Source organism: Pseudomonas sp. MONT-RG-20F-20-E-7-02, from assembly GCF_022662395.1.
Taxonomy (GTDB): domain Bacteria; phylum Pseudomonadota; class Gammaproteobacteria; order Pseudomonadales; family Pseudomonadaceae; genus Aquipseudomonas.
The window spans coordinates 359,860-382,792 of sequence record NZ_JAKNQN010000006.1 but is presented as its reverse complement, the minus strand read 5'-3'; the positions used below and the strand labels follow the sequence as shown (position 1 = coordinate 382,792).

The 22,933-nt window shown below is 60.9% G+C and carries 21 protein-coding genes; 6 read left to right on the top strand and 15 right to left on the bottom strand.

The genetic code is table 11. The annotated features are described in order from the left end of the window. Window positions 1-48: 48 nt before the first annotated feature. Together L8I05_RS19620 and L8I05_RS19615 are read left to right on the top strand one after the other, a co-directional pair. Window positions 49-753, top strand: a complete 705-nt coding sequence (locus L8I05_RS19620; protein WP_242171082.1) for a LuxR family transcriptional regulator — start codon at window positions 49-51, stop codon at window positions 751-753. A gap of 161 nt (window positions 754-914) precedes the next feature. Beyond that, window positions 915-2,114 carry an MFS transporter gene (locus L8I05_RS19615; protein WP_242171079.1) on the top strand — a complete coding sequence of 400 codons (1,200 nt, stop codon included), beginning with the start codon at window positions 915-917 and terminating at the stop codon, window positions 2,112-2,114. Window positions 2,115-2,163: 49 nt separating this feature from the next. Here L8I05_RS19615 and L8I05_RS19610 read toward each other — a convergent pair whose 3' ends face one another. Next, the gene (locus L8I05_RS19610) at window positions 2,164-2,880 is read right to left on the bottom strand and encodes a hypothetical protein (RefSeq protein WP_242171076.1); all 717 of its coding nucleotides are present in this window, start codon (window positions 2,878-2,880) and stop codon (window positions 2,164-2,166) included. A 69-nt stretch (window positions 2,881-2,949) separates the two neighbouring features. Next, window positions 2,950-3,453 (bottom strand): hypothetical protein, encoded by a 504-nt coding sequence (locus tag L8I05_RS19605; protein ID WP_242171073.1) that lies wholly within the window; start codon window positions 3,451-3,453, stop codon window positions 2,950-2,952. A 201-nt stretch (window positions 3,454-3,654) separates the two neighbouring features. Here L8I05_RS19605 and L8I05_RS19600 point away from each other — a divergent pair, with 201 nt between their 5' ends. Then, a complete protein-coding gene (locus L8I05_RS19600) occupies window positions 3,655-5,670 on the top strand; it encodes a c-type cytochrome (protein WP_242171071.1) in 2,016 nt (671 codons plus the stop codon). Here the strand turns inward: L8I05_RS19600 and L8I05_RS19595 are convergent. Beyond that, the gene (locus L8I05_RS19595; protein ID WP_242171070.1) at window positions 5,664-6,914 is read right to left on the bottom strand and encodes an aspartate aminotransferase family protein; all 1,251 of its coding nucleotides are present in this window, start codon (window positions 6,912-6,914) and stop codon (window positions 5,664-5,666) included. The genes L8I05_RS19600 and L8I05_RS19595 overlap by 7 nt on opposite strands. A gap of 89 nt (window positions 6,915-7,003) precedes the next feature. Next, entirely contained in the window at window positions 7,004-7,894 is an 891-nt protein-coding gene (locus L8I05_RS19590; RefSeq protein ID WP_242171183.1) for a LysR substrate-binding domain-containing protein, read from the bottom strand. 147 nt (window positions 7,895-8,041) lie between these two features. Here L8I05_RS19590 and L8I05_RS19585 point away from each other — a divergent pair, with 147 nt between their 5' ends. Then, window positions 8,042-9,070, top strand: coding sequence for an amino acid ABC transporter substrate-binding protein (locus tag L8I05_RS19585; protein ID WP_242171069.1), 1,029 nt, complete (start codon window positions 8,042-8,044; stop codon window positions 9,068-9,070). 803 nt (window positions 9,071-9,873) lie between these two features. On the opposite strand, the gene L8I05_RS19580 is transcribed toward L8I05_RS19585, so the two are convergent. The 6 genes from L8I05_RS19580 to L8I05_RS19555 form a co-directional block, all read right to left on the bottom strand. Beyond that, window positions 9,874-10,887: a sensor domain-containing diguanylate cyclase gene (locus L8I05_RS19580; protein ID WP_242171068.1), complete on the bottom strand. Its 1,014-nt coding sequence runs from the start codon at window positions 10,885-10,887 to the stop codon at window positions 9,874-9,876. A gap of 176 nt (window positions 10,888-11,063) precedes the next feature. Next, the gene (locus L8I05_RS19575; protein WP_242171067.1) at window positions 11,064-12,962 is read right to left on the bottom strand and encodes an alkaline phosphatase D family protein; all 1,899 of its coding nucleotides are present in this window, start codon (window positions 12,960-12,962) and stop codon (window positions 11,064-11,066) included. A 91-nt stretch (window positions 12,963-13,053) separates the two neighbouring features. Then, window positions 13,054-13,236 carry a hypothetical protein gene (locus tag L8I05_RS19570; protein ID WP_242171066.1) on the bottom strand — a complete coding sequence of 61 codons (183 nt, stop codon included), beginning with the start codon at window positions 13,234-13,236 and terminating at the stop codon, window positions 13,054-13,056. A gap of 140 nt (window positions 13,237-13,376) precedes the next feature. Further along, window positions 13,377-15,605 carry an ATP-binding protein gene (locus L8I05_RS19565; RefSeq protein ID WP_242171064.1) on the bottom strand — a complete coding sequence of 743 codons (2,229 nt, stop codon included), beginning with the start codon at window positions 15,603-15,605 and terminating at the stop codon, window positions 13,377-13,379. Then, on the bottom strand, window positions 15,602-16,216 hold the full coding sequence (locus tag L8I05_RS19560) for a biliverdin-producing heme oxygenase (protein ID WP_242171061.1): 615 nt from the start codon (window positions 16,214-16,216) through the stop codon (window positions 15,602-15,604). The genes L8I05_RS19565 and L8I05_RS19560 overlap by 4 nt, the downstream gene beginning before the upstream one ends. 194 nt (window positions 16,217-16,410) lie before the next feature. Continuing rightward, entirely contained in the window at window positions 16,411-16,791 is a 381-nt protein-coding gene (locus L8I05_RS19555) for a response regulator (protein ID WP_242171060.1), read from the bottom strand. Window positions 16,792-16,988: 197 nt separating this feature from the next. Here L8I05_RS19555 and L8I05_RS19550 point away from each other — a divergent pair, with 197 nt between their 5' ends. Continuing rightward, window positions 16,989-17,531, top strand: coding sequence for a demethoxyubiquinone hydroxylase family protein (locus L8I05_RS19550; protein ID WP_242171059.1), 543 nt, complete (start codon window positions 16,989-16,991; stop codon window positions 17,529-17,531). A 42-nt stretch (window positions 17,532-17,573) separates the two neighbouring features. Next, entirely contained in the window at window positions 17,574-17,948 is a 375-nt protein-coding gene (locus tag L8I05_RS19545) for a cytochrome c family protein (RefSeq protein WP_242171058.1), read from the top strand. Here L8I05_RS19545 and L8I05_RS19540 read toward each other — a convergent pair whose 3' ends face one another. From L8I05_RS19540 to L8I05_RS19520, 5 genes are all read right to left on the bottom strand, one after another. Further along, complete coding sequence (locus tag L8I05_RS19540) at window positions 17,949-19,970, bottom strand: LTA synthase family protein (RefSeq protein WP_242171057.1); 2,022 nt, start codon at window positions 19,968-19,970, stop codon at window positions 17,949-17,951. A gap of 248 nt (window positions 19,971-20,218) precedes the next feature. Continuing rightward, on the bottom strand, window positions 20,219-20,830 hold the full coding sequence (locus L8I05_RS19535; RefSeq protein ID WP_242171056.1) for a hypothetical protein: 612 nt from the start codon (window positions 20,828-20,830) through the stop codon (window positions 20,219-20,221). After that, window positions 20,830-22,098, bottom strand: a complete 1,269-nt coding sequence (locus L8I05_RS19530; RefSeq protein WP_242171055.1) for a sialidase family protein — start codon at window positions 22,096-22,098, stop codon at window positions 20,830-20,832. The genes L8I05_RS19535 and L8I05_RS19530 overlap by 1 nt, the downstream gene beginning before the upstream one ends. 23 nt (window positions 22,099-22,121) lie before the next feature. Next, window positions 22,122-22,667: a cytochrome b/b6 domain-containing protein gene (locus L8I05_RS19525; RefSeq protein WP_242171054.1), complete on the bottom strand. Its 546-nt coding sequence runs from the start codon at window positions 22,665-22,667 to the stop codon at window positions 22,122-22,124. After that, the gene (locus tag L8I05_RS19520) at window positions 22,667-22,933 is read right to left on the bottom strand and encodes a PepSY domain-containing protein (protein ID WP_159959721.1); all 267 of its coding nucleotides are present in this window, start codon (window positions 22,931-22,933) and stop codon (window positions 22,667-22,669) included. Before L8I05_RS19520 ends, L8I05_RS19525 begins: the two co-directional genes overlap by 1 nt.

The window sequence follows — 22,933 nt, the reverse complement described above, 5'->3', positions numbered from 1 at the left end:
AAGGCATGCCGCATTCTCGACCGTGTTGAATGATCAAGGACGATACGCATGCGACGCAATGGACACCCCGACACGCCCACGCCCCTGGAACCCGAAGAGGTGCGGCAATTGCTCGATACCGAGCTGAGCCGCCGTGGCCTGGGGCACTTTGAGGTCTACCAGTGCGGGCCGCCGCTGGACGAAGCGCAGATTATTTCCAATTACCCCGATGCCCTGGAACCTTCCGATACCGCGGATGATTTCTACCGGCGCGGCGAGCTGGTTGCCCTGACCCGTAAGCGCATCAAACCGTTTTTCTGGAGCGATGAAAACCTGCTCGCTCCGGCCGACGAAGCGCGGCCGGTGCCAGGCCCGTGCAAGCCGGTGGGCGAGGGCGCAAGTTTCATCGTGCATGGCAATCGGGGGTTCTACTCGGTCCTCAACCTGTGCAGCTTCGGCGAGGAACAACAGTTTCGCGAAACCGTGCAGGCTTTCCAGAGTGAGCTGCAGATGCTGCTGGTCTCGGTGTATGACGAGGCCTTGGAGCAGCACCCGGCCGTTGAGCCGCACACGGTGCTGACGCCACGCGAAACCGAAGTGCTGACCTGGGCCAGCCTGGGCAAGACCTACAACGAAGTGGCGCTGTTGACGTCGATGACGTCGCACACGGTCAAGTTTCATATGAAGAACATCTTTGCCAAGCTGGACGTTACCAATGGTAAATCGGCGATCCGCAAGGCTCTGCAACTGGGCTATATCCGCCACCCGTCCTGACCTTACCTGTCCTTATGGGCAGCTTGTTGGCCCGGCAGTGCTGCATTACGTTCCCAAGCCTTGAGTGTGACGCCGGATCAACCGGCATCACCATTGCGAAGGGACAGCCGCATGAAACGTTACGCAGCCTTGGTCGACATCCGTTGCAGCGGGCCTTGCTGATGGGCACCTATCGCGCATTACGCGGCCTGAATGCCCGGCTGCAGGCCTTGTTCGTGATTACGCTGGTGTTCCGCATGGGCACCCTGGCGTTTCCTTTCTACGCGGCGTACCTGATTCACCAGCACGCCGTGTCGGCAGCCACCGCAGGCGTGTTGGTGGGCGTGTACGGTGCGGGGGCGCTGTGCACCGACCTGATCATCGGTGCGGTGATCAAGCGCTTTTCCGCCAACCGCGTGATCCTCGGCGCATTGCTGCTCAATGCCTTGCTGCTGCTGGTCATCCCGTCGGTGGAAAACCCGCTCGCACTGTTGGTGTTGTCGTTTCTGTGGGGCGCCTGCTACGAGGCCTTCACGCCGGCGACGTTTTCCGAAACCGTGGCCCATAGCACGTTGGAGACGCGCAAAGTGGCGTTTTCCTGCAACCGCCTGGCGATCAACGTCGGCATGGCCATCGGGCCATTGCTGGGCAGCCTGGTGTTCCTGAGCCATCCCGATGCGGTGTTCTACATCAATGCGTTGTTGTCCCTGCTGGCCTTCGCCGCCTGCCTGTATCTCGCGCGCTCCAAGCCCGTGGCACACGGCGCGCCGGTGGCCGGCAAAGGCGAGGGCTTACCGGAGGCCGCGCCCCATGAGCGCTCGCGGCTGCTGGTGATTCTGCTGGCGGCACTGCCGGTTCACGTGGCCTACGCATTGCCACCGACCTTTCTGTCGGCGTACATCATCAACTACACCGAACTGCCGGCGTATTACGTGGGCATCATCTTCCTCATCAACGCGTTGCTGGTGATTGTGTTCGAAGTGCCGATCAACCTGCGCATGGCGCACCTGTCGAGCTGCCGCGCGCTGATCGCCGGTTTCCTGCTGGCTGGCGTCGGTTTTTTCTTGATGGGGTTTGGTCAGGTCGGGGCACTGTTGATGCTGGCCACGGTGCTGTGGAGCCTGGGCGAGATGATCGTGTTCCCGGGCATCACCCACTACGTCAGCAGCATTTCCAGCCGCCATACCGTGGACCGCAACCTGGGTTATTACGCGGCGGGCGTGAATATCGGCGTGATGGTCGCGCCGTCGTTGGCGTTTATGCTGGTCTCGCAGCCATCCTTGCCGTCGCCGTGGTTGCTGGCAGGGTTTGTCTTGCTGCTGTTCGCGGTCGCGGTGGGCGTGATGAAAGGTTCGGCGGTGTTATGGAACAAGGAGGCGTAAACGCCACCAGGCGCAACGCATTGCGCGCGCGCCTTATTGCGTCAGCCGCTTACTGCGCGGCGATGGCGTAGCCGTCAAAGGCGCTTTGCTGTTGCAGCGCGGTGACGATGCTTTTACGCGTGACCGGCTGCTCTTCGCCACTGTTGTCGACGAAGGTTTCACTTTCCAGTTCCGCCTCGCTGCCTTCACCCACAAACGTAAAGCCCAGGAACTCCAACGCCTCACGGTCGACGTTCAACTTGGAACGCGGCGTGCGCAGCGGCAGCGTAACGCTGATGCCGTCCTTGCTGATCACAAACACTTCGGCTTCTTTCTTCGGCCGCGAGGCCTTGCTCTTGCCGGCGCTTGGGTTGCTGATCGCCTGGTGGGACTGGTTCAGCACCTTGAGCGCCAGGCCGTAGACCAGCTCCTGAAACTCGGGGTCGTCCTTGAAGCTGGACAGGATGCGGCTGATCGAGAATTTGCTGCTGAGGTCTTCCAGGGCGATGTTGTCGGCGGCCTCGGCGTCTTTGAGCTGCTTGAGCTGGCCCATCAGGTCGTAGGCCTTGTCGTCGTCAAAGGCGTCGTGGGCCTGGCGGATGGCCACGCGCAACTCGCGGATCTGGTCGCTTTCCTTGGAGGTGTGGAACGCGTCCAGCACCATCTCGCTGATGATCTTGGCCGCCGGCACATGCTGTGAAAGATTGATGGCGTTTTCGTATTCAGCCTTGGATCGCAGGGCTGTTACGGATTCTTCGGTGGAGTGTTCGGTGTAAGAATCGGACATTGAAATTTCACTACTTCAGTAAACGGGACAAAAAAGCGTCGCGCATTTTCAGTGGGCAGGCAGATCAGGTCAAGGCAGCACAACGCCCTTATCGCGGCGCAACGCCGTCAACGCCCGCTGCAACCGCACGGCCCGCCCGCAGAACAGACCAACGGTAAACCCCGACACAGCGCCCACCGCCACCAGCATCTCTGGCGTGCTCAAAAACAGCGGATGCACCGCCTGCTGATAGCCGAAGTAATACTTCACGGCAAAGAACAGCTGGGAGATCAGCAAGGTTTTCCAGGTGCCCGGCAACACCAGCGTTTCGCCATTGGCAGCGAGCTGCGCGCCGTCGGCGTTGAACAGCAGTATGCCCACCAGGCTGCCCACCAGCGCGCCGCCGACCCAGGCACTGCTCGACAGCATCGACGGCGCCAGTGACATCAGCGACCACACCACCAACACCACCGGCAGGATCATCAACGAGCGACGATTCTCCCGCCCGCCCAGGCCGGCCTTGATGCCGTAATAACAAATCCACAGGTAAACGGCGTACACCCAAAGGGGCGTGCCTTGGAGGATATCGAGCATGGGGTGCTTCCTTGCAGTGTGGGTAGGCGGTGGATAATCCTTGAGTCTTCACGGTTATGTCCATCAATTCGACCCTGACCCACATCAACACCCCACGCCGCAAAACCCGTTACAACACGCAGGCCTGATAAACCCATAAAAACGATGACCTACCTGCGCCGAGGAGACCACTCCACGCCAGGTTATTAAAGGATTAATGCCATGGCCTTCTCCCTGCCACGCCTGGCCTTGCTGGGGGCGACGCTGTGTCTGGCGCTACCTCTGCAAGCCGCTCCCACCGACATCGAACACGGCCAATACGTTGCGCAACTGGGCGACTGCATCGCCTGCCACACCGCCAGGCAAGGCAAGGTGATGGCCGGCGGGCTGGAGCTGAGCACGCCGATGGGCACGATCTATTCGAGCAACATCACCCCCGACCGTGAGACCGGTATCGGCGCCTACACCTTCGAGCAGTTCGACAAAGTGATGCGTGAAGGCGTGACGCCGACAGGCATGAATCTTTACCCGGCGATGCCGTACCCGTCCTACGCCAAAATGAGCGAGCAGGACATGCGCGCCCTCTACGCCTACCTGATGCAGGGCGTCGAGCCCGTGCAGCAGGCCAACCTCGAAGCCGACATGGGCTTCCCGTTCAACCAACGCTGGGGCCTGGCGCTGTGGAATTTTGCTTTTCTCGACAAGCAGCCGTTCCAGCCGGACCCGAACCGTAACGAGGTGCTCAACCGTGGCGCCTACCTGGTCCAGGGCCTGGGCCATTGCGGCTCCTGTCACACGCCACGCGGCATTGCCTTCCAGGAAAAAGCCATGCGTGATGACGGCCGCAGCGGCCAGCATTACCTGGCCGGCGAAACCGTTGAACACTGGCGTGCCTTGAGCCTGCGCAACCTGTGGACGGTGGAAGACACCGTGCAACTGCTCAAGACCGGGCAGAACCGTTTTGCCACGGTGGCCGGCAATATGGCTGACGTGATTCACCATAGCACTCAGCATTTCAGCGACGACGACCTCACCGCCATTGCCAGCTACCTCAAATCCCTGCCGCCAGGCAAAGATGATCTGCCGATGCCGTCGGTCGCCCACGGCCCCGCTGCGCCACCGGCGGACCTGTTTACCAGCCGTGGCGGCCTGGGTTACATGCAGTTTTGCAGCGACTGCCACCGCAGCGACGGCGGCGGCGTGAAAGGCTTGTTCCCACCGCTGGCCGGCAACCCGAGCATCGCGGCCAACAACCCGACCTCGCTGCTGCACATCACCCTGACCGGCTGGGAAACCGCACAAACCGCCACCCACCCGCGGGTCTACACCATGCCGGGTTTCAGCCGCTTGGCGGACCAGGAAATCGCCGAGATCCTGAGCTTCGTGCGCACCCGCTGGGGCAACGAGGGCACGCCGATCAGCGCCGCCCAAGTGAAAAAACTGCGTGACCAACTCAACCCCGCCACCACTGATTCGTCGGCTTTCGAAACCCCACGCCTGGCCGATTTACTCGCTGCGCCGAATGCCGACCAAGTGATTCGCGGCATGCGCCTGCACCTGCAAACCAAAGCGCTGCTGCCGAACAACGTCGGCAACGCGCTCAATTGCACCAGCTGCCATCTCAACGCCGGCACCGTGGCGGACGGCTCGCCGTTTGTGGGCGTGTCGGCGTTCTTCCCCAGCTATGCGCCGCGCGCGGGCAAGGTGGTCACCTTGGAGGAACGCATCAACGGCTGCTTCCGCCGTTCGATGAATGGCAAACCCCTGCCGCCGCAATCGGCGGATATGCAGGCGATGGTCGCGTACTTCGACTGGATGAAAAACAACACCCGCCCCGAAGACAAAGTCGCCGGGCGTGGCGTGGGCAAGATTGACCCGTCGATCAAACCGGACCTTGAGAACGGCAAACAGGTGTACGCCAAGCAATGCGCGGTGTGCCATGGCGACAACGGCCAGGGCCTGGCGCGTGCCGATGGCGAGTGGGTGTACCCGCCGTTGTGGGGCGAGCAGTCGTTCAACATCGGCGCCGGCATGGCGCGGCCCTACACGGCGGCGGCGTTCGTCAAACGCAACATGCCGATCGGCTTCCACGAGAAATTCCCGTTGGGGCAGGGCGGGTTGTCGGACCAGGAAGCGGTGGACGTGGCGGCGTACTTCTCCACTCAACCGCGTCCGGATTTCCCCGACAAGGTCAAAGACTGGCCTAACGGCGGCAAGCCCGCCGACGCACGCTACTGAGTCAGCTGTTTGAGGCAGGCCTCGAGAATATCCAGGCCTTCCTCCAGCACCGCAGGTTCGATGGTCAGCGGTGCCAGCAGCCGAATAATGTGCCGCGACTTGCCGCTGGGCATCAGCAGCAGGCCGGCGTCCCGCGCCAGGCTCAGCAGTTGGGTCAGTTGCTGGGGCGCGGGCGTGCCATCGGCGTTGGCCAGCTCGATGCCGCGCATGGCGCCGACGCCGGTTAGGCGGCCCACATAGGGCAAACCTTGCGTACGCCATGTTTCATAACGGCTGACGATGGCTTCTGCCTGGTGTGAACCCCAGGTTTTCAAGTGTTCATCGGTCATCGCATCCAACGTGGCCAATGCGGCTGCGCAAGCGATGGGGTTGCCGGAATACGTGCCGCCCAGGCCGCCTTTGGGCAGGTTGTCGAGTAAGGCTTTGCGCCCCACCACCGCGCCCAATGGCACGCCACCGGCGATGCTTTTGCCGAGCAGGATCAAGTCCGGCTCAATGCCCAGGCGCGAGAAGGCGAAGCGCTGGCCGGTACGCCCGAATCCGGATTGGATTTCATCGGCAATCAGCAGGATGTTTTTCTCATCACAGAAACGTCGCAGGGCTTGGGCGAATTCAACGTCCAGGGCGAGGAAACCGCCTTCGCCCTGCACCGGCTCGATGATGAAACAGGCCACATCCTCAACGTCGATTTCCACGCTGAACAGGCGGTCCATGGCTTTGAGTGCTTCGGCACAGGTCACGCCGTTGTCCGCGCTGGGATAAGGCAAGTGATACACCGGGCCGGGCAGTACGCCGATCTTTTGCTTGTAGGGCGCCACCTTGCCATTGAGGTTGAGCGTGGCCAGGGTGCGGCCGTGGAAGGCGCCGTCAAAGGCGATCACCGCCGTGCGGCCAGTGGCGCCGCGCACGATCTTCAAGGCGTTTTCCGCCGCCTCTGCGCCGCTGTTGGTGAGCATGCCGCTCACCGGGTAGTCCACCGGGATAAACGCGGCAAGACGGTCCATCAGTTCGAGGTAGGGCGTGTGCGGGACGGCGTTGAACGCGTAGTGGGTCAGTTTGGTTGCCTGTGTTTGAATCGCCTCGACCACACCAGGGTGGCAATGGCCGAGGTTGAGCACGCCGATGCCGCCGACAAAATCGATGTAGCGCTTGCCCGTGGTGTCCCAGACCTCGGCGTTTTTGCCGTGGCTGAGGCTGATGGGGTGAACGATGGAAATCGACTGGCTGATGGTTTCGCGGCTCATGAATCTCGGACTCGGCAATGGCGGGCGTGTTTTTATCTAAGTCGCGCACCCGGCCTTGCCGCAAACGAAATAAAGTCGCCGGGTCATTATTAAAAGTCGGGATGTGCTTTTACGTAGTCCACCATCCAGTTCAGGAAGGCTTTGACTTTAGGGACTTCGCCGGCATGTTCGGCGTGGGCGATAAAATGCGCGCCGGCGCTGGACATTGTGTAATTCCACGGAATCATCAAGCTGGCGTTGGCCAGTTCTTCGGCGACCAGATACTGCGGCACCAACGCGACGCCATAGCCCGATTGCGCTGCGCGAATGCACATGTAGAACGTGTCGAAACGCGGCCCGTGGTAGCTGTTCTGCGAATGCAGGCCTTGTTCCAGGAACCATTCGTGCCAGGCTTCCGGGCGCGAGGTGCATTGCAGCAAAGTGTGGCGCGACGAAGCATCGCTGCCTTCGGCGACAAAGCCCGGCGCACAGACCGGCACCACGGCTTCGCGAAACAGCTCAATGCACGTCGCCCCCGGCCACGAGCCCTGGCCGAAGAAAAACGCGATATCGGCCTTGGCCTGCAACACGTCGAAGGGTTCGAGTTCGTTGCGCACATCCAGGTGGATGTTCGGATGCCTGGCTGCAAAATCCTTGAGTTTGGGCACCAGCCAGCGGTCGCCGAATGTCGGCTGGGTGGCGATGCGCAACACTTCGGTCTCGCCGCCATAGGTGAGGATGTAGCGGCTGGAGATGTCGACCTGGGTGAGGATCTTGCGGACTTCGGCCAGGTACAGCGAGCCGGCCGGCGACAGGTACAGGCGCTGGCGCACCCGTTCGAACAGATTGTGGCACAGCATTTCTTCGAGCTGCGCCACCTGCTTGCTCACCGCACTTTGGGTCAGGTGCAGCTCTTCGGCGGCGCGGGTGAAACTCAGGTGGCGGGCGGCGGCTTCGAAGCACTGCAGGGCAGTCATCGAAGGGGTCAAGCGTTTTGAGATCATGCAGTTCATTCCAAATCGGAAGGAGCCTTTGCCTAAAGGTCGTTTGTGGCAGGGGTGTAAAGCCGTCGATACTGCGCGGCACCACTATAAACCGGCGCGGGCTGTGCGGCGCCGAATAATAAAGATCGACAGGGAGTGCCTCGCATGAACAACCTCAAGACCACTTTGGCCGCCCTCACTGCCGCTGCGGCACTGGGCCTGGCGAGCAGTGCCCAGGCGGGCGTGACCTTGGACGCGATCCAGAAAAAAGGCTTTATCCAGTGCGGCGTCAGCGATGGTTTGCCAGGCTTTGGTGTACCGGACAGCCAGGGCAAAATGACCGGCATTGACGTGGACGTGTGCCACGCCGTCGCGGCGGCGGTATTCGGCGATGCCTCAAAAGTGAAGTTCAGCCAGTTGACCGCCAAGGAGCGTTTCACCGCGCTGCAATCCGGCGAAATCGACCTGATCTCGCGCAACACCACCTGGACCAGTTCCCGTGACTCGGGCATGGGCCTGGTGTTCACCGGCGTGACCTATTACGACGGCATTGGCTTTCTGGTGAATAACAAACTGGGCGTGACCGCCGCCAAGCAACTCGATGGCGCGACCATTTGCATCCAGGCCGGCACCACCACCGAACTCAACGTTTCCGATTACTTTCGCACCCACGGAATGAAGTACACGCCGATCACCTTCGACACCGCCGATGAAAGCGCCAAGGGCCTTGAGGCCGGGCGCTGCGACGTGCTGACCACCGACCAATCCGGCCTGTACGCCCAGCGTATCAAGATGGCCCACCCGGACGAGTTCGTGGTGCTGCCGGAAGTGATCTCCAAAGAACCGCTGGGGCCGCTGGTGCGCAAGGGCGACGATGAGTGGTTCAGCATCGTCAAGTGGACCTTGTTCGCCATGCTCAATGCCGAGGAAATGGGCATCACTTCGCAGAACGTTGAAGAGCAGGCCAAGTCCACGAAGAACCCCGACGTGGCACGACTGCTGGGTGCCGATGGCGATTACGGCAAAGACCTGAAGCTGCGCAAGGATTGGGTGGTGCAAATCGTCAAGCAGGTGGGCAACTACGACGAAGTGTTCGAGCGCAATATCGGCCAGGGCAGCGTGCTGAAGATCAAGCGCGGACTCAATGCGTTGTGGAGCAACGGCGGCATCCAGTACGCGCCGCCTGTGCGTTGATGTGGGAGCTGTCGAGCCTCAGCGAGGCTGCGATGCAGGCGCTGCGGTTTGACAGGTACAGCGCGGTGATCCCTTCGCAGCCTCGCCAAAGCTCGACAGCTCCCACAGGGGATTACCTGTGCTGATTAAATCGCGGTTGGCCGCTTGATCATTGGGAAACACGCCGATGATTCAGGGCGCAGTGAAGATCAAATGTGGGAGCTGTCGAGCCTTAGCGAGGCTGCGAAGGCGGCGGCACTGTTGGGAGAGTGGTCGCCTGACCCACCGCTTTCGCAGCCTCGCCAAGGCTCGACAGCTCCCACAGGGGATTACCTGTGTTGATTAAATTGCGATTAGCCGTCTGATCATTGGGAAACACGCCGATGATTCAGGGGGCAATGAAGATCAACTGTGGGAGCTGTCGAGCTTCAGCGAGGCTGCGAAGGCGGCGGCACTGTTGGGAGAGTGGTTGCCTGACCCACCGCTTTCGCAGCCTCGCCAAGGCTCGACAGCTCCCACAGGGGATTACCTGTGTTGATTAAATTGCGATTAGCCGTCTGATCATTGGGAAACACGCCGATGATTCAGGGGGCAATGAAGATCAACTGTGGGAGCTGTCGAGCTTCAGCGAGGCTGCGAAGGCGGCGGCACTGTTGGGAGAGTGGTCGCCTGACCCACCGCTTTCGCAGCCTCGCCAAGGCTCGACAGCTCCCACAGGGGATTACCTGTGTTGATTAAATCGCGGTTAGCCGCTTGATCATTGGGAAACACGCCGATGATTCAGGGGGCAGTGAAGATCAACTGTGGCAGCTGTGGGAATGTGGTTAATCCGACACGGCATCTTTCCCCGCTGCCTTGGACCGGTACAGCGCTTGATCGGCGCGGGCCATCAGGGCGGCCGGGGCTTCGCCCATACGACGCTCCACCACACCCAGGCTCAGGGTCACTTTGAAATCGCCCACGGCGGGGATCTCAGTGATTTTCAGCCGAACCCTTTCGGCCATTTGCCTGGCTGTGTCCAAGGTGCTTTTGGGCAGGATCACCATAAACTCATCACCGCCCCAGCGTGCCAGTAAATCACCGGGGCGCACGCAATCTTCCAGGCCTTGCACCACCTGGACCAGGGTCCTGTCGCCGATGCCATGGCCATGCTGGTCATTGATCGGCTTGAAGTCATCGATGTCCATGGCCACCAGGGCCAACGGCAAGCGGAAACGCTCAGCACGCTCGCATTCTTCCAGCAGCACTTTTTCCAGACGGTAACGGTTGGCGATGCGCGTCAGGGCGTCCTGTTCGGCCAGCAGGCGGTTTTCATTGAGCTGCAATTGCAGTTGCTGATTGACCCGTGACAATTCACGGGTGCGATCGGCCACCAGCGCTTCCAGGGATTGGTTGCGCTTTTGCAGCTGTTCGATGGAATTCTTGCGGCTATGAATATCGCGGTGCGCGCCGACCATGCGCGCCACCGATCCATCCGGGTTACGGGCAATCACGTAGCCCCGGTCTTCGATCCACAAGTAGGTGCCGTCTGCTTTTTGGCAGCGATATTCGGCTTGGTAATGGGGCGCGCGTTGGCTGATGTAGTCATCAAACACGACCATCACGCGGGGGTAATCCTCGGGGTGAATCACGTTCTCCCAGGTGAACACGCTGTTCTCCAGGGAGTGGCGCGGGTAGCCGAGCATTTCGTACCAGCCGGGGTTGCGGTAGACAAAACCGGTGTTGGCGTTCCAATCCCAGATGCCGTCGCTGACCAGCTCCATGACGGCATGCAACATGTCGGCGTTGAGCTCGGAAAAGTCATTGCGTAGCGGTTTATTGCCGGAGTGATCGTCCATCTTTGCGCTTCCCTGCGTGCGCTGGCTTGTACAGCCAGTCTTCGTTGACGCCAATACTCCGTGGCTGGCGCTACTGTACATCGGGGCTTGCGCGGTTTGAATAGGGCGGCTGTGCGGCTTTAGTTTGGTGGCTATGAGCCATTATTTCGAGCGAAAAATTGAGTGTGAGCGTTGGTTTACTCCGGCGCCACCATCCGCGTGCGAGGCTTCCCATCTGCGTTGTGCTGGTAAATCGCCTCCGGCTGGCCCTGCTGATTGAAATACACCTGGCCTATGCCGGCTGAATTCCACAGCCGTTCACCTGCCTCGGCATGCTGCGGAATATGCGGCACCACTTGCATGCTGCGGCGGCGAGTGAACCCATTGAGCGGCGAGCGCGGCGAGTAGAGCCAGCGATTAAGGCGGTCGAACCATTCCAGCAAGCGCGGTGGAAATTCGTTCTTGATACCGCTGCTGGTGATCTGCCAGATCCTGGGGCCACCGTTGCGGTGGCGGATCAGCACTTCGTAGACGAACGAGTAATGCACATCGCCCGAAAGGATCACGTAGTTTCCCGGCGTGCGCGAGTGGCGGAAGATGTTGAGGATGACCTGGGCGGCGCCGCGATGGGCCATCCAGTTTTCGGCGTCTACCAGCAGTGGGTAGCCACACCAGCTGAACACCTTCTGCACGGTCTCGATCAGCTTGACGCCAAAGATCGGCGCGGGCGAAACGATGATCGCCGAAGGGTGGTCGAGCAGTTCCTGTTGCAGCTCGCTCAAGGCTTCCCAGTCCAGCAGGCCGGAGGGTTGCTTGAGTGCGAGCTCACTGCGCCAGCGCCGGGTGCGGGTGTCGAGCACCACCAGGGCGGGCGTGGTGGGCAGTACGTAATGCCAGCGCTGGAACTTCAACAGCGTTTCCAGCAGGTCATCGTGTGCACCCGCCTGCAGATGGTTGTCTTGCACGCGGGCGGTCAGGGCCTGGGTTTGGCTCAGCAACTCGCCAAACACATCCGGTTGGTTACCCCAACCCTGGCACAGCATGTACGCGAGCAGCGCATTACCGATGATGCGCTTGGAAAACGGATGGCCGTAGGCGGTTTCTTCCCATTGTGCGCTGAGGTTCCAGTCATCGGTGATGTCGTGATCGTCGAAGATCATCAGCGTCGAAAGGTGAGCAAACACCCGCGCAACGCCTGGCAAGCCGTCACGGAATTTATCGATGTGCGCCTGCTCGCGGGTATAGCGCTGGTGTTCCTCGGTACTCAGCTGCGGCGCTTGCGGTGCGATCAGCGTCCAGGGCGTCGGCGACCACGCCAGCATGTACATCGCGATTACTTCGGCAAAGGTCACCAAGTGATTGTCGGCGGTGCTACTGGTGAAAATCGGCTTTTTCACGCCACCAAAAAACCGCTCGCGCAGCGTCTCGTTGCTGTCCAGCGCGGGGAGCAGGTCGGCGCGATGGTAATAACTGGCGCGATGCCCGTAGAGGCTGGCGCTGTCATCCACCACCGCGCCTTCGAGGTATTCGTCAAACAGGCCCAATCGGGCGATCAGCGCATGAATGGCGCGCAGCATCGGCCCGGCAACATCGTCGGCGTAGATCTGGTCGCCACTCATCATCAGCAAGGCTGGGCGTTCGGTCGGCGTGTGGGCCTCGGCCAGCAGGCGGTCGACGCACAGCAGGCCTTCGTCGGCGCGGTGATGGGGCTTGCGGCAGGAGCCGTGCACCAACTGGCGGATGCGGCTGTGCAGCACGAAATTGGGTGGCTGGTTTTCGGCGTACAGCAGGTGCGGCGCCCACTCGGCAATGCCGATGTTGTCGATCAGCAGGTCATAGCCGATCGCCAGGTCCAACGGCAGGGCGTCGTCCAGTTGTACGTCGATTAGGTGGATGAACGCATGGCGCCCAACGGGCACGACCTGGCAATGCGTTGTGTCCAGATCAATCGTGCGCGTTTCGCCCTGGGGAATAATCAGCTTCAAGGACAACGCCAGGACACGGCTGCCCACCAGCCAGATCACCAGGCGCCGGGGTTCCAGGCGACGTAGCAGTGGGCCGGTAATGACAGCGGGCAGTGTGTCGGGTTGCGGCATGAAGCAAGCAGCTCACAGAAGAAAGAACTGAAAGCGTAGCGCAGCGGATGTCAGTGTTTTGTTAACAGGCCATCCGCCGGCGCTTGCGGCGTTAAGTCAGGCGGCCTTGCCCGAGGGAATCCAGGGACGAGCTATTTTTCGACTGAGATTGGGCGTTTTGCTGCTGGGGGTCGCTGACGTCATTCGCAGGTTTTTCCTGAGGCTTGGCGGGCGGCTCGACGGGCTGTATGGCTTGGTTGATGTTATGGGTGTGGAATGGGCTACCAATGATCATGGGAAAACCTCTTGCTCAATTGAAGGAGTGTTCTCGCATCAATATTCCCTTTGATTACGCATCGTTTCAGTGGCATTGGCCGGGTTTACGTTCCCGGCCATAGGTATCCGCATGTTTGGATTGTAGGATCAGGGCGTCTCTCAGGCAGGCTTTGGCACCGTAAACCTGAACTCACTGCCTCGGCCCACTTCACTTTCAGCTTCTATCCGCCCGCCATGGGCCTGCACGATCCCTTGCGTGATGTACAACCCCAACCCGCTGCCAGTGGGGTTGTTCTCGGTCTGCGTCCAGTAGCGGTCAAACACATGCGGCAACTGTTCAGGCGCAATACCCTCGCCGGAGTCGCGCACCGAGAACACGATCTCTTCGCCATTGCTCATGGCGCTGATACCGATGTTGCCCTGGCGCGGGGTGAACTTGATGGCGTTGCCGATCAGGTTCGACAACACCTGGAACAGGCGCTCCGGGTCGGCGTGAATCTGCAGGCCGGGCTCGGTGTTGAACGACAGGTCGATGCCTTTCTCCATCGCCAGTGGCGCGAGCAGGGAATAGGCCTCCTCGAACATCTGGCTGACGTCCAGCGCAACCGGTTTGACCACATAACGCCCGGCCTCGATCTTCGAGGTGTCGAGCAAGTCTTCCAGCAGCACGTTCATGCGCCCGGCAGCTTGCTGCATGGTGTCGATGGCCGAGGAAATCCGCCGCGAGGTGTGTGGGCCGTCCGAGCTGAAAGCCTTTTGCATCATGCCGCAGAGCATCGAGATAACCGTCATTGGGTTGCGCAAGTCGTGGGACACCACGGCCACCAGCTCATCCCGCGCACGCACGGCTTGCTGCTCGCGCAACACTTGGCGGGCCAGGTCGTTTTCCAGGGCGGAGCGGCGCAGGTCGTTGGCGGCGAACAAATCGCCATGACTCCACTTGGTGGAGATACCGGCCATTTCCACTTTCCAGATTTCAAACGAGGTACGCGGGCGCAGGCGTAAACCGGCGTCGGAGGTTTCCAGGTTCAGGGGTTTGTTCGGGTCGCCGCTCCAGTTGATGTTCTCTTTCACTTCCGGGCGAAACCACAGCACACCGTTATCCACAGGCTTAGGCAGGCTCATGGCCAACACGCCACTGGCGACTTGCTGGAACTCGGCGGCGGGCGGGTACACCGCCACCAGGTTGTGGCTGGAAAACACCGGTTCGCCGCTGGCTTGCAGCCACTTGTGCAGCGCACGAATCTGCTCCGGATGCGGGCAGTTGCCGTAACGGTGCAGTTGTTTGTCTTCAATGATCGCCACGCCGCCCGACAGGGTCAGGTCCATCAGCACTTGCGGCTGTTGGGCCAGGCCGTCGAACACGTTTTGCTCAGAGGCTTTCATCGCGCGATCAAGCAGGGCCAGGGCCTCGACTTTTTCTTCGCGCTGACGGCTGAGGTCCAACGCTTCCATGGCGCTGATCTGCAATGACAACACTTGGCCGATGGTTTGGCAGGCGACACGCAGGTCGTTAGGCACCAGCAGCGGCTCGCGGTTACCGCAACTGATCAGGCCCCAGAGCTTGTCGCCCGCCATCAACGAGATGCTCATGGACGACAACACGCCCATGTTCTGCATGTACTGGCAGTGAATCGGCGACACGCTGCGCAACGTTGCAAAGCTCAAGTCCAGCGGCTGGCCGGTGTCCGGGCGCAGTTTGGGCAACAGTGGCACCGGCTCGTAGGCGGCATTCGGGATGATGCGCAGCCAGTTGGTGCGGTACAGCTCGCGAGCCTGCTCGGGGATGTCGGACGCGGGGAAGAACAGCCCGTTGAACAGCTCCATGGCCGGCGCCGACGCTTCGGCGATCACCTGGCCATGGCCTTCGTCTTCAAAGCGATAGATCAGCACCCGGTCATAGCCGGTCATGGCCTGGATTTCATTCACACTGATTTCGTACAGCGCCTGCAGGGTTTTCGCCGACTGCAGGCGTTGCAGCATTTTGCCCAGGTCACTGGTGCGGCCATTCAGGGCGCGCGGTTTGAAATCTTCAAGGCGCGGCTCGAATTCCAGTACCAGAACGTTTTGATGGCGATGCAACAGGCCTTCAAACTGGGCGCCGTTGAGGCTGATATGCAGCGGCGGCGCATCGAAAAACGTGTTCTGTTCAGCCATGGCTCGCACGGCTTGGGCGTGTTCTGCGCCAATTAACGTGTGCAGCGGCTGACCCAGCAGTGTCTGGGGCGCGTGGCCGAATAAAGTGCCCACGTTGGCGCTGACCTGGATGATGTGCAGGTCGGGTTCCGACAGCGTCAGCAACACACCGTGGGGCTGGATTGCGCCCGGAAAGCGAATGGGTTCGTCGGCACAGTTGGCAAGCAACTCTTCAAAATCGTCGGGTTTCATAGCAGTACCTCCTGGCTGGCGAGCCATTGCTCAAAGCCACTGAATGTCGAACAGGCCGCCGCCACGGCACGCTGTTTGGCGTGCGCATCGAGTGGCTGGCGGCCCAGGTAATCGAGAAAGTCTTTCCAGCGCCGACCGGTCTTGGCGCCGTAAACATTGAGAAACGCGCCGCCGTTGCTCGCGTCGATGCCCAGCCGTTGGGCCATTTCCCGGCGCAGCACTTGGCCGCCCAAGGTGGCGCCTTCGAGCACGTAAAGGGCGCCGAGGCAGGCGGCGGGGGCGTCAAAAATGGGCAGTTCGGTGCAACGGGGCAGGGCACTGATCGCAAGGTCATTCAGGCCGAGGGCGTGCAGGTCGCTCAGCAGCGTGGGCGTTTTCACCCGCAACACGGCGTCGTATCCACCGGCGATCAAGCCGCTGTCGTGCAGTGCCGCTTCGATGGGCGCGTAAAAGCCGTAGTACGCCTGGAGCAAGCGCCGATACCAATCGGCATCCAGGTCTGGCGCGAAAAACGGCAGGCGTTCTTCCAGCGCAACATGCAGCAGGCCGGTGCCGGCGCGTAACGCTTCCAGTAATGAGGGCGCACCAACGTCAGGGGCCTGTGACTGCATTCAATGAGCTCGAACTGTGGGCCTTTCGGCCATGAATGACGCGAGTAAATAGCGACGATTCTACACAACTCATTGCCGTCAACTGTACGCACAAGGCGAAAAGGCTGACCGGCGGATCAGAAAAGTCGCTCCTTGCGTAATTAATGACCACGGGGCAGCGCCTCAAGTTCGCTTTAAGTGATATTGCGGCGCTATCAATGCAGCGAAGATCCCCGCTGGCTCAGCGCCGTTTGCACGCACTGGACCAAATGTTCGGTACTCCACGGTTTGGGCAAAAACCGCACGGAACCGCCCAGCTGTGCTGCCAGTTTGGTATTACCGGAGGTCAATACCACCGGCACCGACGGCCAGCGATGCGCCACCACCTTGCTCAGGTCATAGCCGTTGAGCAAACCTGGCATCTGGATATCGCTGACAATCAAATCCACAGGGTCATCGCCGCGTTCCAGGTAAATCATCCCTTCATCCGCCGAAGGAAACGACGTCACTTGCGCCCCGAAATCCTCCAGCACATCCACCATTAACGAGCGAATGATCTCGTCGTCTTCCAGCACTAAAATCGATGGCTGAGCCATGATCCTTACTCCACCATCAGGGTTCAGTAAGGTGGAGTGGGGCGCGCGGTGATAGGTTCGATTGGATGTTTCTGAGGCGATGGATGGTCATTTAGAGGGTCTGGGTTGCGCCTCTGCAGGGCATATTGCACGATACCGACGCTTTCCATCCAAGGACCGGCCTTACTAACACAGGCCAACGAACAAGGCCGTCAATCATGAACGCTCCTGCCGCCCTGCTGCTGGACCCAAACCTGGGCAACCGCATGATCAAAGTCGACCACGCTGGCGAGCATGGTGCGATCTGTATCTACAGCGGCCAACTGTTCATGGCGCGCTGGTTTGCCCCGAGCATGGTCGCCGAGCTGAAGGAGTTCTTGTCCCACGAGCGCCGCCACCGCGCGGTGTTCCAGGCCGAGTTGCAGCGCCGTGGTTATCGCCGTTGCCGCAGTTATTGGCTCTGCGGGCTGGGTGGGCTGGTGCTGGGGTTGCTCACCGGGCTTTGCGGGCGCAAGGCTATTGTCGCCACCACGGTGGCGGTTGAAAGCGTGGTACTCAAGCACCTGGCCCATCAGCTTCACACCTTGCACGACATCGACCCGTTGGCGGTGGCGGCGATTGCTTCCATCGTCGAAGAGGAACAGCACCACCATGACCACTCGGCCGCGCAGATTGATGTGCGTGACCCGTGGTTCAGGGCGCTCACGCCGGTGGTCACGGCGTGGACCGAAACGGTGATCTGGATGGGCATGCGCTCCTGACAAACAGGCATAATCGCCGCAACACCTGCCGTGGAGCCCGCCATGAAGTACGCCTTACTGACCCTCGCCCTGATCCTCAACACCGCACCGGCCTTTGCGGCGGGCGATGCCGAGGCGGGCGGCAAGCTCTTCAGCAAGACCTGCGGCGGTTGCCACAGTATCGGCGAAGGCGCGCGCGGCGGCTTCGGCCCAGAGCTTAACGGCATCATCGGCCGCCCCGCCGGCACCACCACGGATTACCAGTACTCCGACGCGATGAAAAACTCCGGCGTGGTCTGGACCCGCGACAAACTCGCCGCCTATATAGAGGCGCCGAAGAAAGTGGTCAGCGGCACGCGCATGATCTTCTGGGGCATCAGTGATCAGGAAAAAATTGAAAACATCCTGGCCTACCTCGAAACCTTCCAGCCCAAATGATCACTCGCGCACGTTTCTGAACAGCATCAACCGCGCACTCTCATGCAGCCCGCGCGTCAGCCCCTGCAGGCGTTGAAACTCTTCAGGGTGTTGCTGCGCCACATCGTCGCGCGGCGTTGGCGAAGCCAGGTCATGCAGGGTCGGCGAACTGCCGTCGTGTTGCATCTGCAGCAGGAAGTCCTTGGTCACGCCGCCGATAATCGGGAACGTGCCCTCGTGCAGCACCAGCGGCACCACGCGTTCGCCTTCCGGCGCCGGCTGCTGGATGTCGCGGCCCATCGCGCCATTGCGAAACGGGACGCCCGCCATGCCGGCCACGGTCGGTAGCAAATCCGCCAGGCCCACCGCTTCTTCGATCACCCGTGGTTGCAGGCCCGGGGCGTGGATCAGCATCGGCACATTATTGCTTTCCAGGCCCAGTTGCTCGAAGGCCGGCGCCATGTGCGGGATCTGGCTGATCCGCGTGTTGTGGTCGCCGAAGAACACGAAAATGGTGTTGTCGTACCAGCCACCGGCCTTGGCGATGTCCATCAGGCGGCCAATGTTGAAGTCCAGCAGGCGCACGGCGTTGTATTGCTCGACACTACGCGAACCGGCGGCCTGGGCTTGTTCCAGGGTTACGTTGCTTAATTCAAACCCGTCGTTGTGCTTGGGGATGGTAAACGGGCGGTGGTTGCCGGAAGTTTGCACGTAGGCGAAGAACGGTTGGTCCTTGGGCACCGCGCGCAGCAACTGGTCGCTTTCCTTGAACAGGTCCAGGTCGGAGATGCCCCACACGTCCACCCGTGGCGAGCGCCAGTGGCTTTCGTCAAACAGCTGCACACCGTCGATGCTCTGGCGGATCAGCGCATTGATGTTCGCCCAGCCGGCATTGCCGTTGATCATGTAGAACTTCTGGTAGCCCTCGAAGGCATTGATCAACGTATGTTGCCGGGTGATCAGCGGGTTGCGTGTGGCGGTCTCCTGGCGGGTGACATCGGGCACGCCGGTGATGCTCGCCCACACGGTTTTGGCGGTGCCGGTGACGGGCACGTAGAAGTGTTTGAAGAACCAGCTTTGCGTCGCCAGTTTGTCCAGGTTCGGCGTGGGATTCAGCGGGTTGCCGTAGGCACCGACGGCGCTGGTGCCGAGGGATTCGAGCATCACGAAGACCACGTTCGGCGGGCGCTCGCCTTGCAGGCGATAGGGCTGCACGCCTTGCTCGCGGGTGAAGTTCAGTCGCTGGGGATCGGGTTGATCAACGCCCAAATACTCGGCAACTTGCGAGTAATGCTCGCGCACCTTGCCTTCATCGAATTGCGATTGGCCGACCTTGAGCGTGTCGTACAAAAACAGCACCGGGTTCAGGCCCACGGCGGCGACCTGGCTGTTGCCGGAAAAGAACGCATCGCTCCAGCGCAGCGGCACCGGGTTTTCCAGGTTGAGGTTGGCCACGCGGCCCAGCAACGCCAGCAGTACGGCGACAACACCGACCACGGCCACAGAAGCCACCGCCCATCTGCCGATGGGTTTGGCTTCGCGGTCCAGGGTCAATCGTTCCAGGCACACCAACGCCCATACCCACAGAGCCACGGCTGCCAGCCAACAGGCAGTTATCCACAGCACCGGGTAAGTTTCCCACACCATCTGCTGAGAAATCTGTGCGTCTTGCAGGTAGCGCAATACCGTCGCGTTGATGCGCACACCGAGGTAGGCGTAGTGGCCGAAGTCGATGATGTACACCAGGCCGACCACTGCCAGTGCCACCACCAGATAGCCACGCGCCAGCCAGCGCAGGGCGGGCGAGGTGGTGAGGTTCCAGCGCGGGAACCAGGCCAGCAGCGCCAGCGGCAGCAGGATCAACACTGCCAGGCGCAAGTCGAAACGCAAGCCGATGCCCAGGGTTTCCAGCAGCGCCGGCGTGTTCAAATCCAGACCGGAAAAGCTGATTAAAAACACCAGCCGCAGTGCGGCCAGCAACGCAAACACCAACCCAATCGCGCCCACGCCGTAGCGCAGGCGGCGTGATTGCAACACACCCATCATTGACCTCTACTCAATCTCACAAACACCACAAAGCCCATGTGGGAGCGGGCTTGCCCGCGAAAGCGCTGGTTCAGTCACAGATATGCCGCCTGACCCGCCGCATTCGCGAGCAAGCCCGCTCCCACAGTTTGAGTTGCATTCATCCAGTGGCGAGCGTGTCTGATCGCGCCATCCTTGATCTCGACTCGATCTCTAAAACACCACAAAGCCCATGTGGGAGCGGGCTTGCCCGCGAAAGCGCTGGTTCAGTGCCAGATGTGCCGCCTGACCCACCGCATTCGCGGGCAAGCCCGCTCCCACAGGTTGAATTGCATTAATCCAGCGATTACGCAGTAGCCCGTTAAAAGCGGATCCACCAAGTAATCCCAATAGTTTTCCGAAGCCTTCAGCCGCAGCGCGAACGCCAAGGTGCCCAGCGCCAGCATCCACACCGCCAGCGCATTACGCAGCCACAGCATCAACAAGGCCGCCGCGCCCACCAGCACAATCATCGGCCGAGGGTTAAAGCCCCAGCGGTAGGGGTCGTAATACGTCAGGCCCATCGTGGCCGGGTACAACAACAGGCTCAGCACGCCAAACAGCACCAGCACTTGCACCTGCTGTGGACGACCAAGCGGCTGCACCACCCCCAATCGACACAGGCTTACCCACGCCAACAACACCAACGTGCTGATCGCCAGGTCATCGGTAAAGCTGCGCACATACGCCGCCAATGGCAGTTCATTCACCGGGATAACACTCAGCACCACCAACAGCGGCAGCAGCCACGGGCGCCACGGCGTGGTAAACCGAAACATGCTCAAGAGCACAAACCCCAGCAGCACAAAACTCAAATGGGCTTGCCACACAGAAACCATCACAGATGCTCCGCCAGCCAGGCTTCGTTGAAGCTGACATGTTTGATAAACGTGTTATTCCACGAGTACACCAAGTGGTACGTGCCGTCCGGGCTGCGGCTGAAATACGGGTACTCGTACTCAAAATCGCAACCACGTGGTTTGCACACGCGGTAGTCCAGGTTGCTCAAAAAGCGTTGTTCCAGCGGCAGGCGTTTGGCGCCGCTGGAAGCGCGGAAGCTTTCGCCGATGATTTCTTTGTACGCCTCGTGGGAGAAGGGCTGGCCGAGCGGGTCGGGCGATTGGTCCAGCTCGATCACCGTGCGCCATTGGCTGAACTGCGCGTTGGTGCCGTAGAGGCTGAGCTTGAAGCGCCCGTCTTGCAGGTCGTTGAGGGCGACCAACAAACCGTCGTCCTCGGTGGCCACTGCCGCCAATGATGAATTGGGGTTGGCCGGCTCCAACGGGTACGGCTCGCTCCAGGTTCGCCCGGCATCTTCGGTGCGGCTGGCGAGCACGCGGTGATGGGTTTCGCCGGCATAACGCAACATCGCCACGGCGCGCTGGCCGTCCTGCGGCACGATGGTCGGTTGCAGCGAATGCTTGCCACGGCTGATGCGGAATTTGTCGATCACCGCCCCGTCCGCGCTCAAGTACAGGTACTCGGCAAACTTGCCCATGAACTCGTGGTACACCGGCAAGCCGATGGAGCCGTCGGCGTGGAATACCGGCGCGGCACGCACCAAGGTGCTGATGTTGAAGAACGGCGAAGTGACCAATTGCCGAGGCGCCGACCAGTTCGCGCCGAGGTCATCGGAGACCATCACGTTGATCGCACTGGTGGCCCAACCGCCGACCGACACCGACACATAAAACATCCACAGGCGCTTGTCCGGCCCCAGTGCAATCACCGGGTTACCGAGTTTGCGAATGTAACGCTGGGTGCCGTCGCGGGTGCTTTCCCGCGTGGCCAGCACGTGTTCGGCGCCCCATTCACCACTGCGTGCATCAAAGCGCGCGGTGCGCACCTGCACATCCGCGGCGCCTTCGCGCGAGCCTGCAAACCACACGGCCATCAAGTCGCCGCCGGGTAGCGCGGTGACGGAAGATGAGTGCACAAAGTCAGTCAGTTGCGAGGACACGAAGCGGCTAGTGTATTGCGGTGCCGTCGCGACCTTCGAGGGGGGCGGGCTCGCCTGGGCAAACGGCGCCAGCACATGGGGCGGATGGCTCAGCCAGGCGGCGATGAATACCCCGAGCAGGCTGCAGATCAGTAGGGCGGAGCGCATAGAGAACCTGTCAGAGAAAAGGATTACTGCGCACGCTCATCCGGCAGGCGCTTCCTGCGACCGGTGAGCATGGATAACGGCAGGTTGTCCTTGACCTGGATACTTTCAAACACGGCGGCCAGCACATGCACACAGACCAGACCCAGCAGCACATTGGCGGCGGTTTCGTGGACTTGCAGCGGCCAGTCGGCACCCCATAACGCGTCGACTTCCTGCATCAGGAAGCCACTGATGCCGAGGGTCAGCAGCGCCGACAACATCAACAGCATCACCAACGCGCCGATAGGCGAATGGCCGAGGCGATGCAGCGCTCGCCCGCTGAACACCGTACGCACATGCGCGCCGAGACGCGCAGGCGTCGGCCAGAAATCCGACCAACGCGCGCTGCGCGGTCCGACAAAACCCCACACCGCTCGCACCAGCAGCCAGGCCATGGCGTAATAGCCCAGCCACACATGCCAGTCGTCGCCTGCTTCGTTGAAGAAGTAGTTGGCGATAAAGACTCCGGCGATAGACAAATGAAACAGCCTGACCAACGGGTCCCACAGGCGCAGGGTTTCGCCTGGCATCAGCCTTTTATCTCAGTCTTCACGGCTTTGCCGGTCACCGGGTCGTGGTAGATCTCGACCTTGCGCTTGTCCTTGTCGAAACCGTAGATCTCGTAGCAGTTGCCGTCGGTGACCTTGAACTTGCTGATCTCGTACCCTTCGGCCTTGAGCTTGTCCTGGAAGGCTTTTTCGTCTTGCCACTGCGAGCGCTCGGCGGTGGTGCACTGCGGGCCGGCGAGGGCCATGGGGCTGGCGATGATCAAAGACAGCAGGAGAATTTTGCGCAT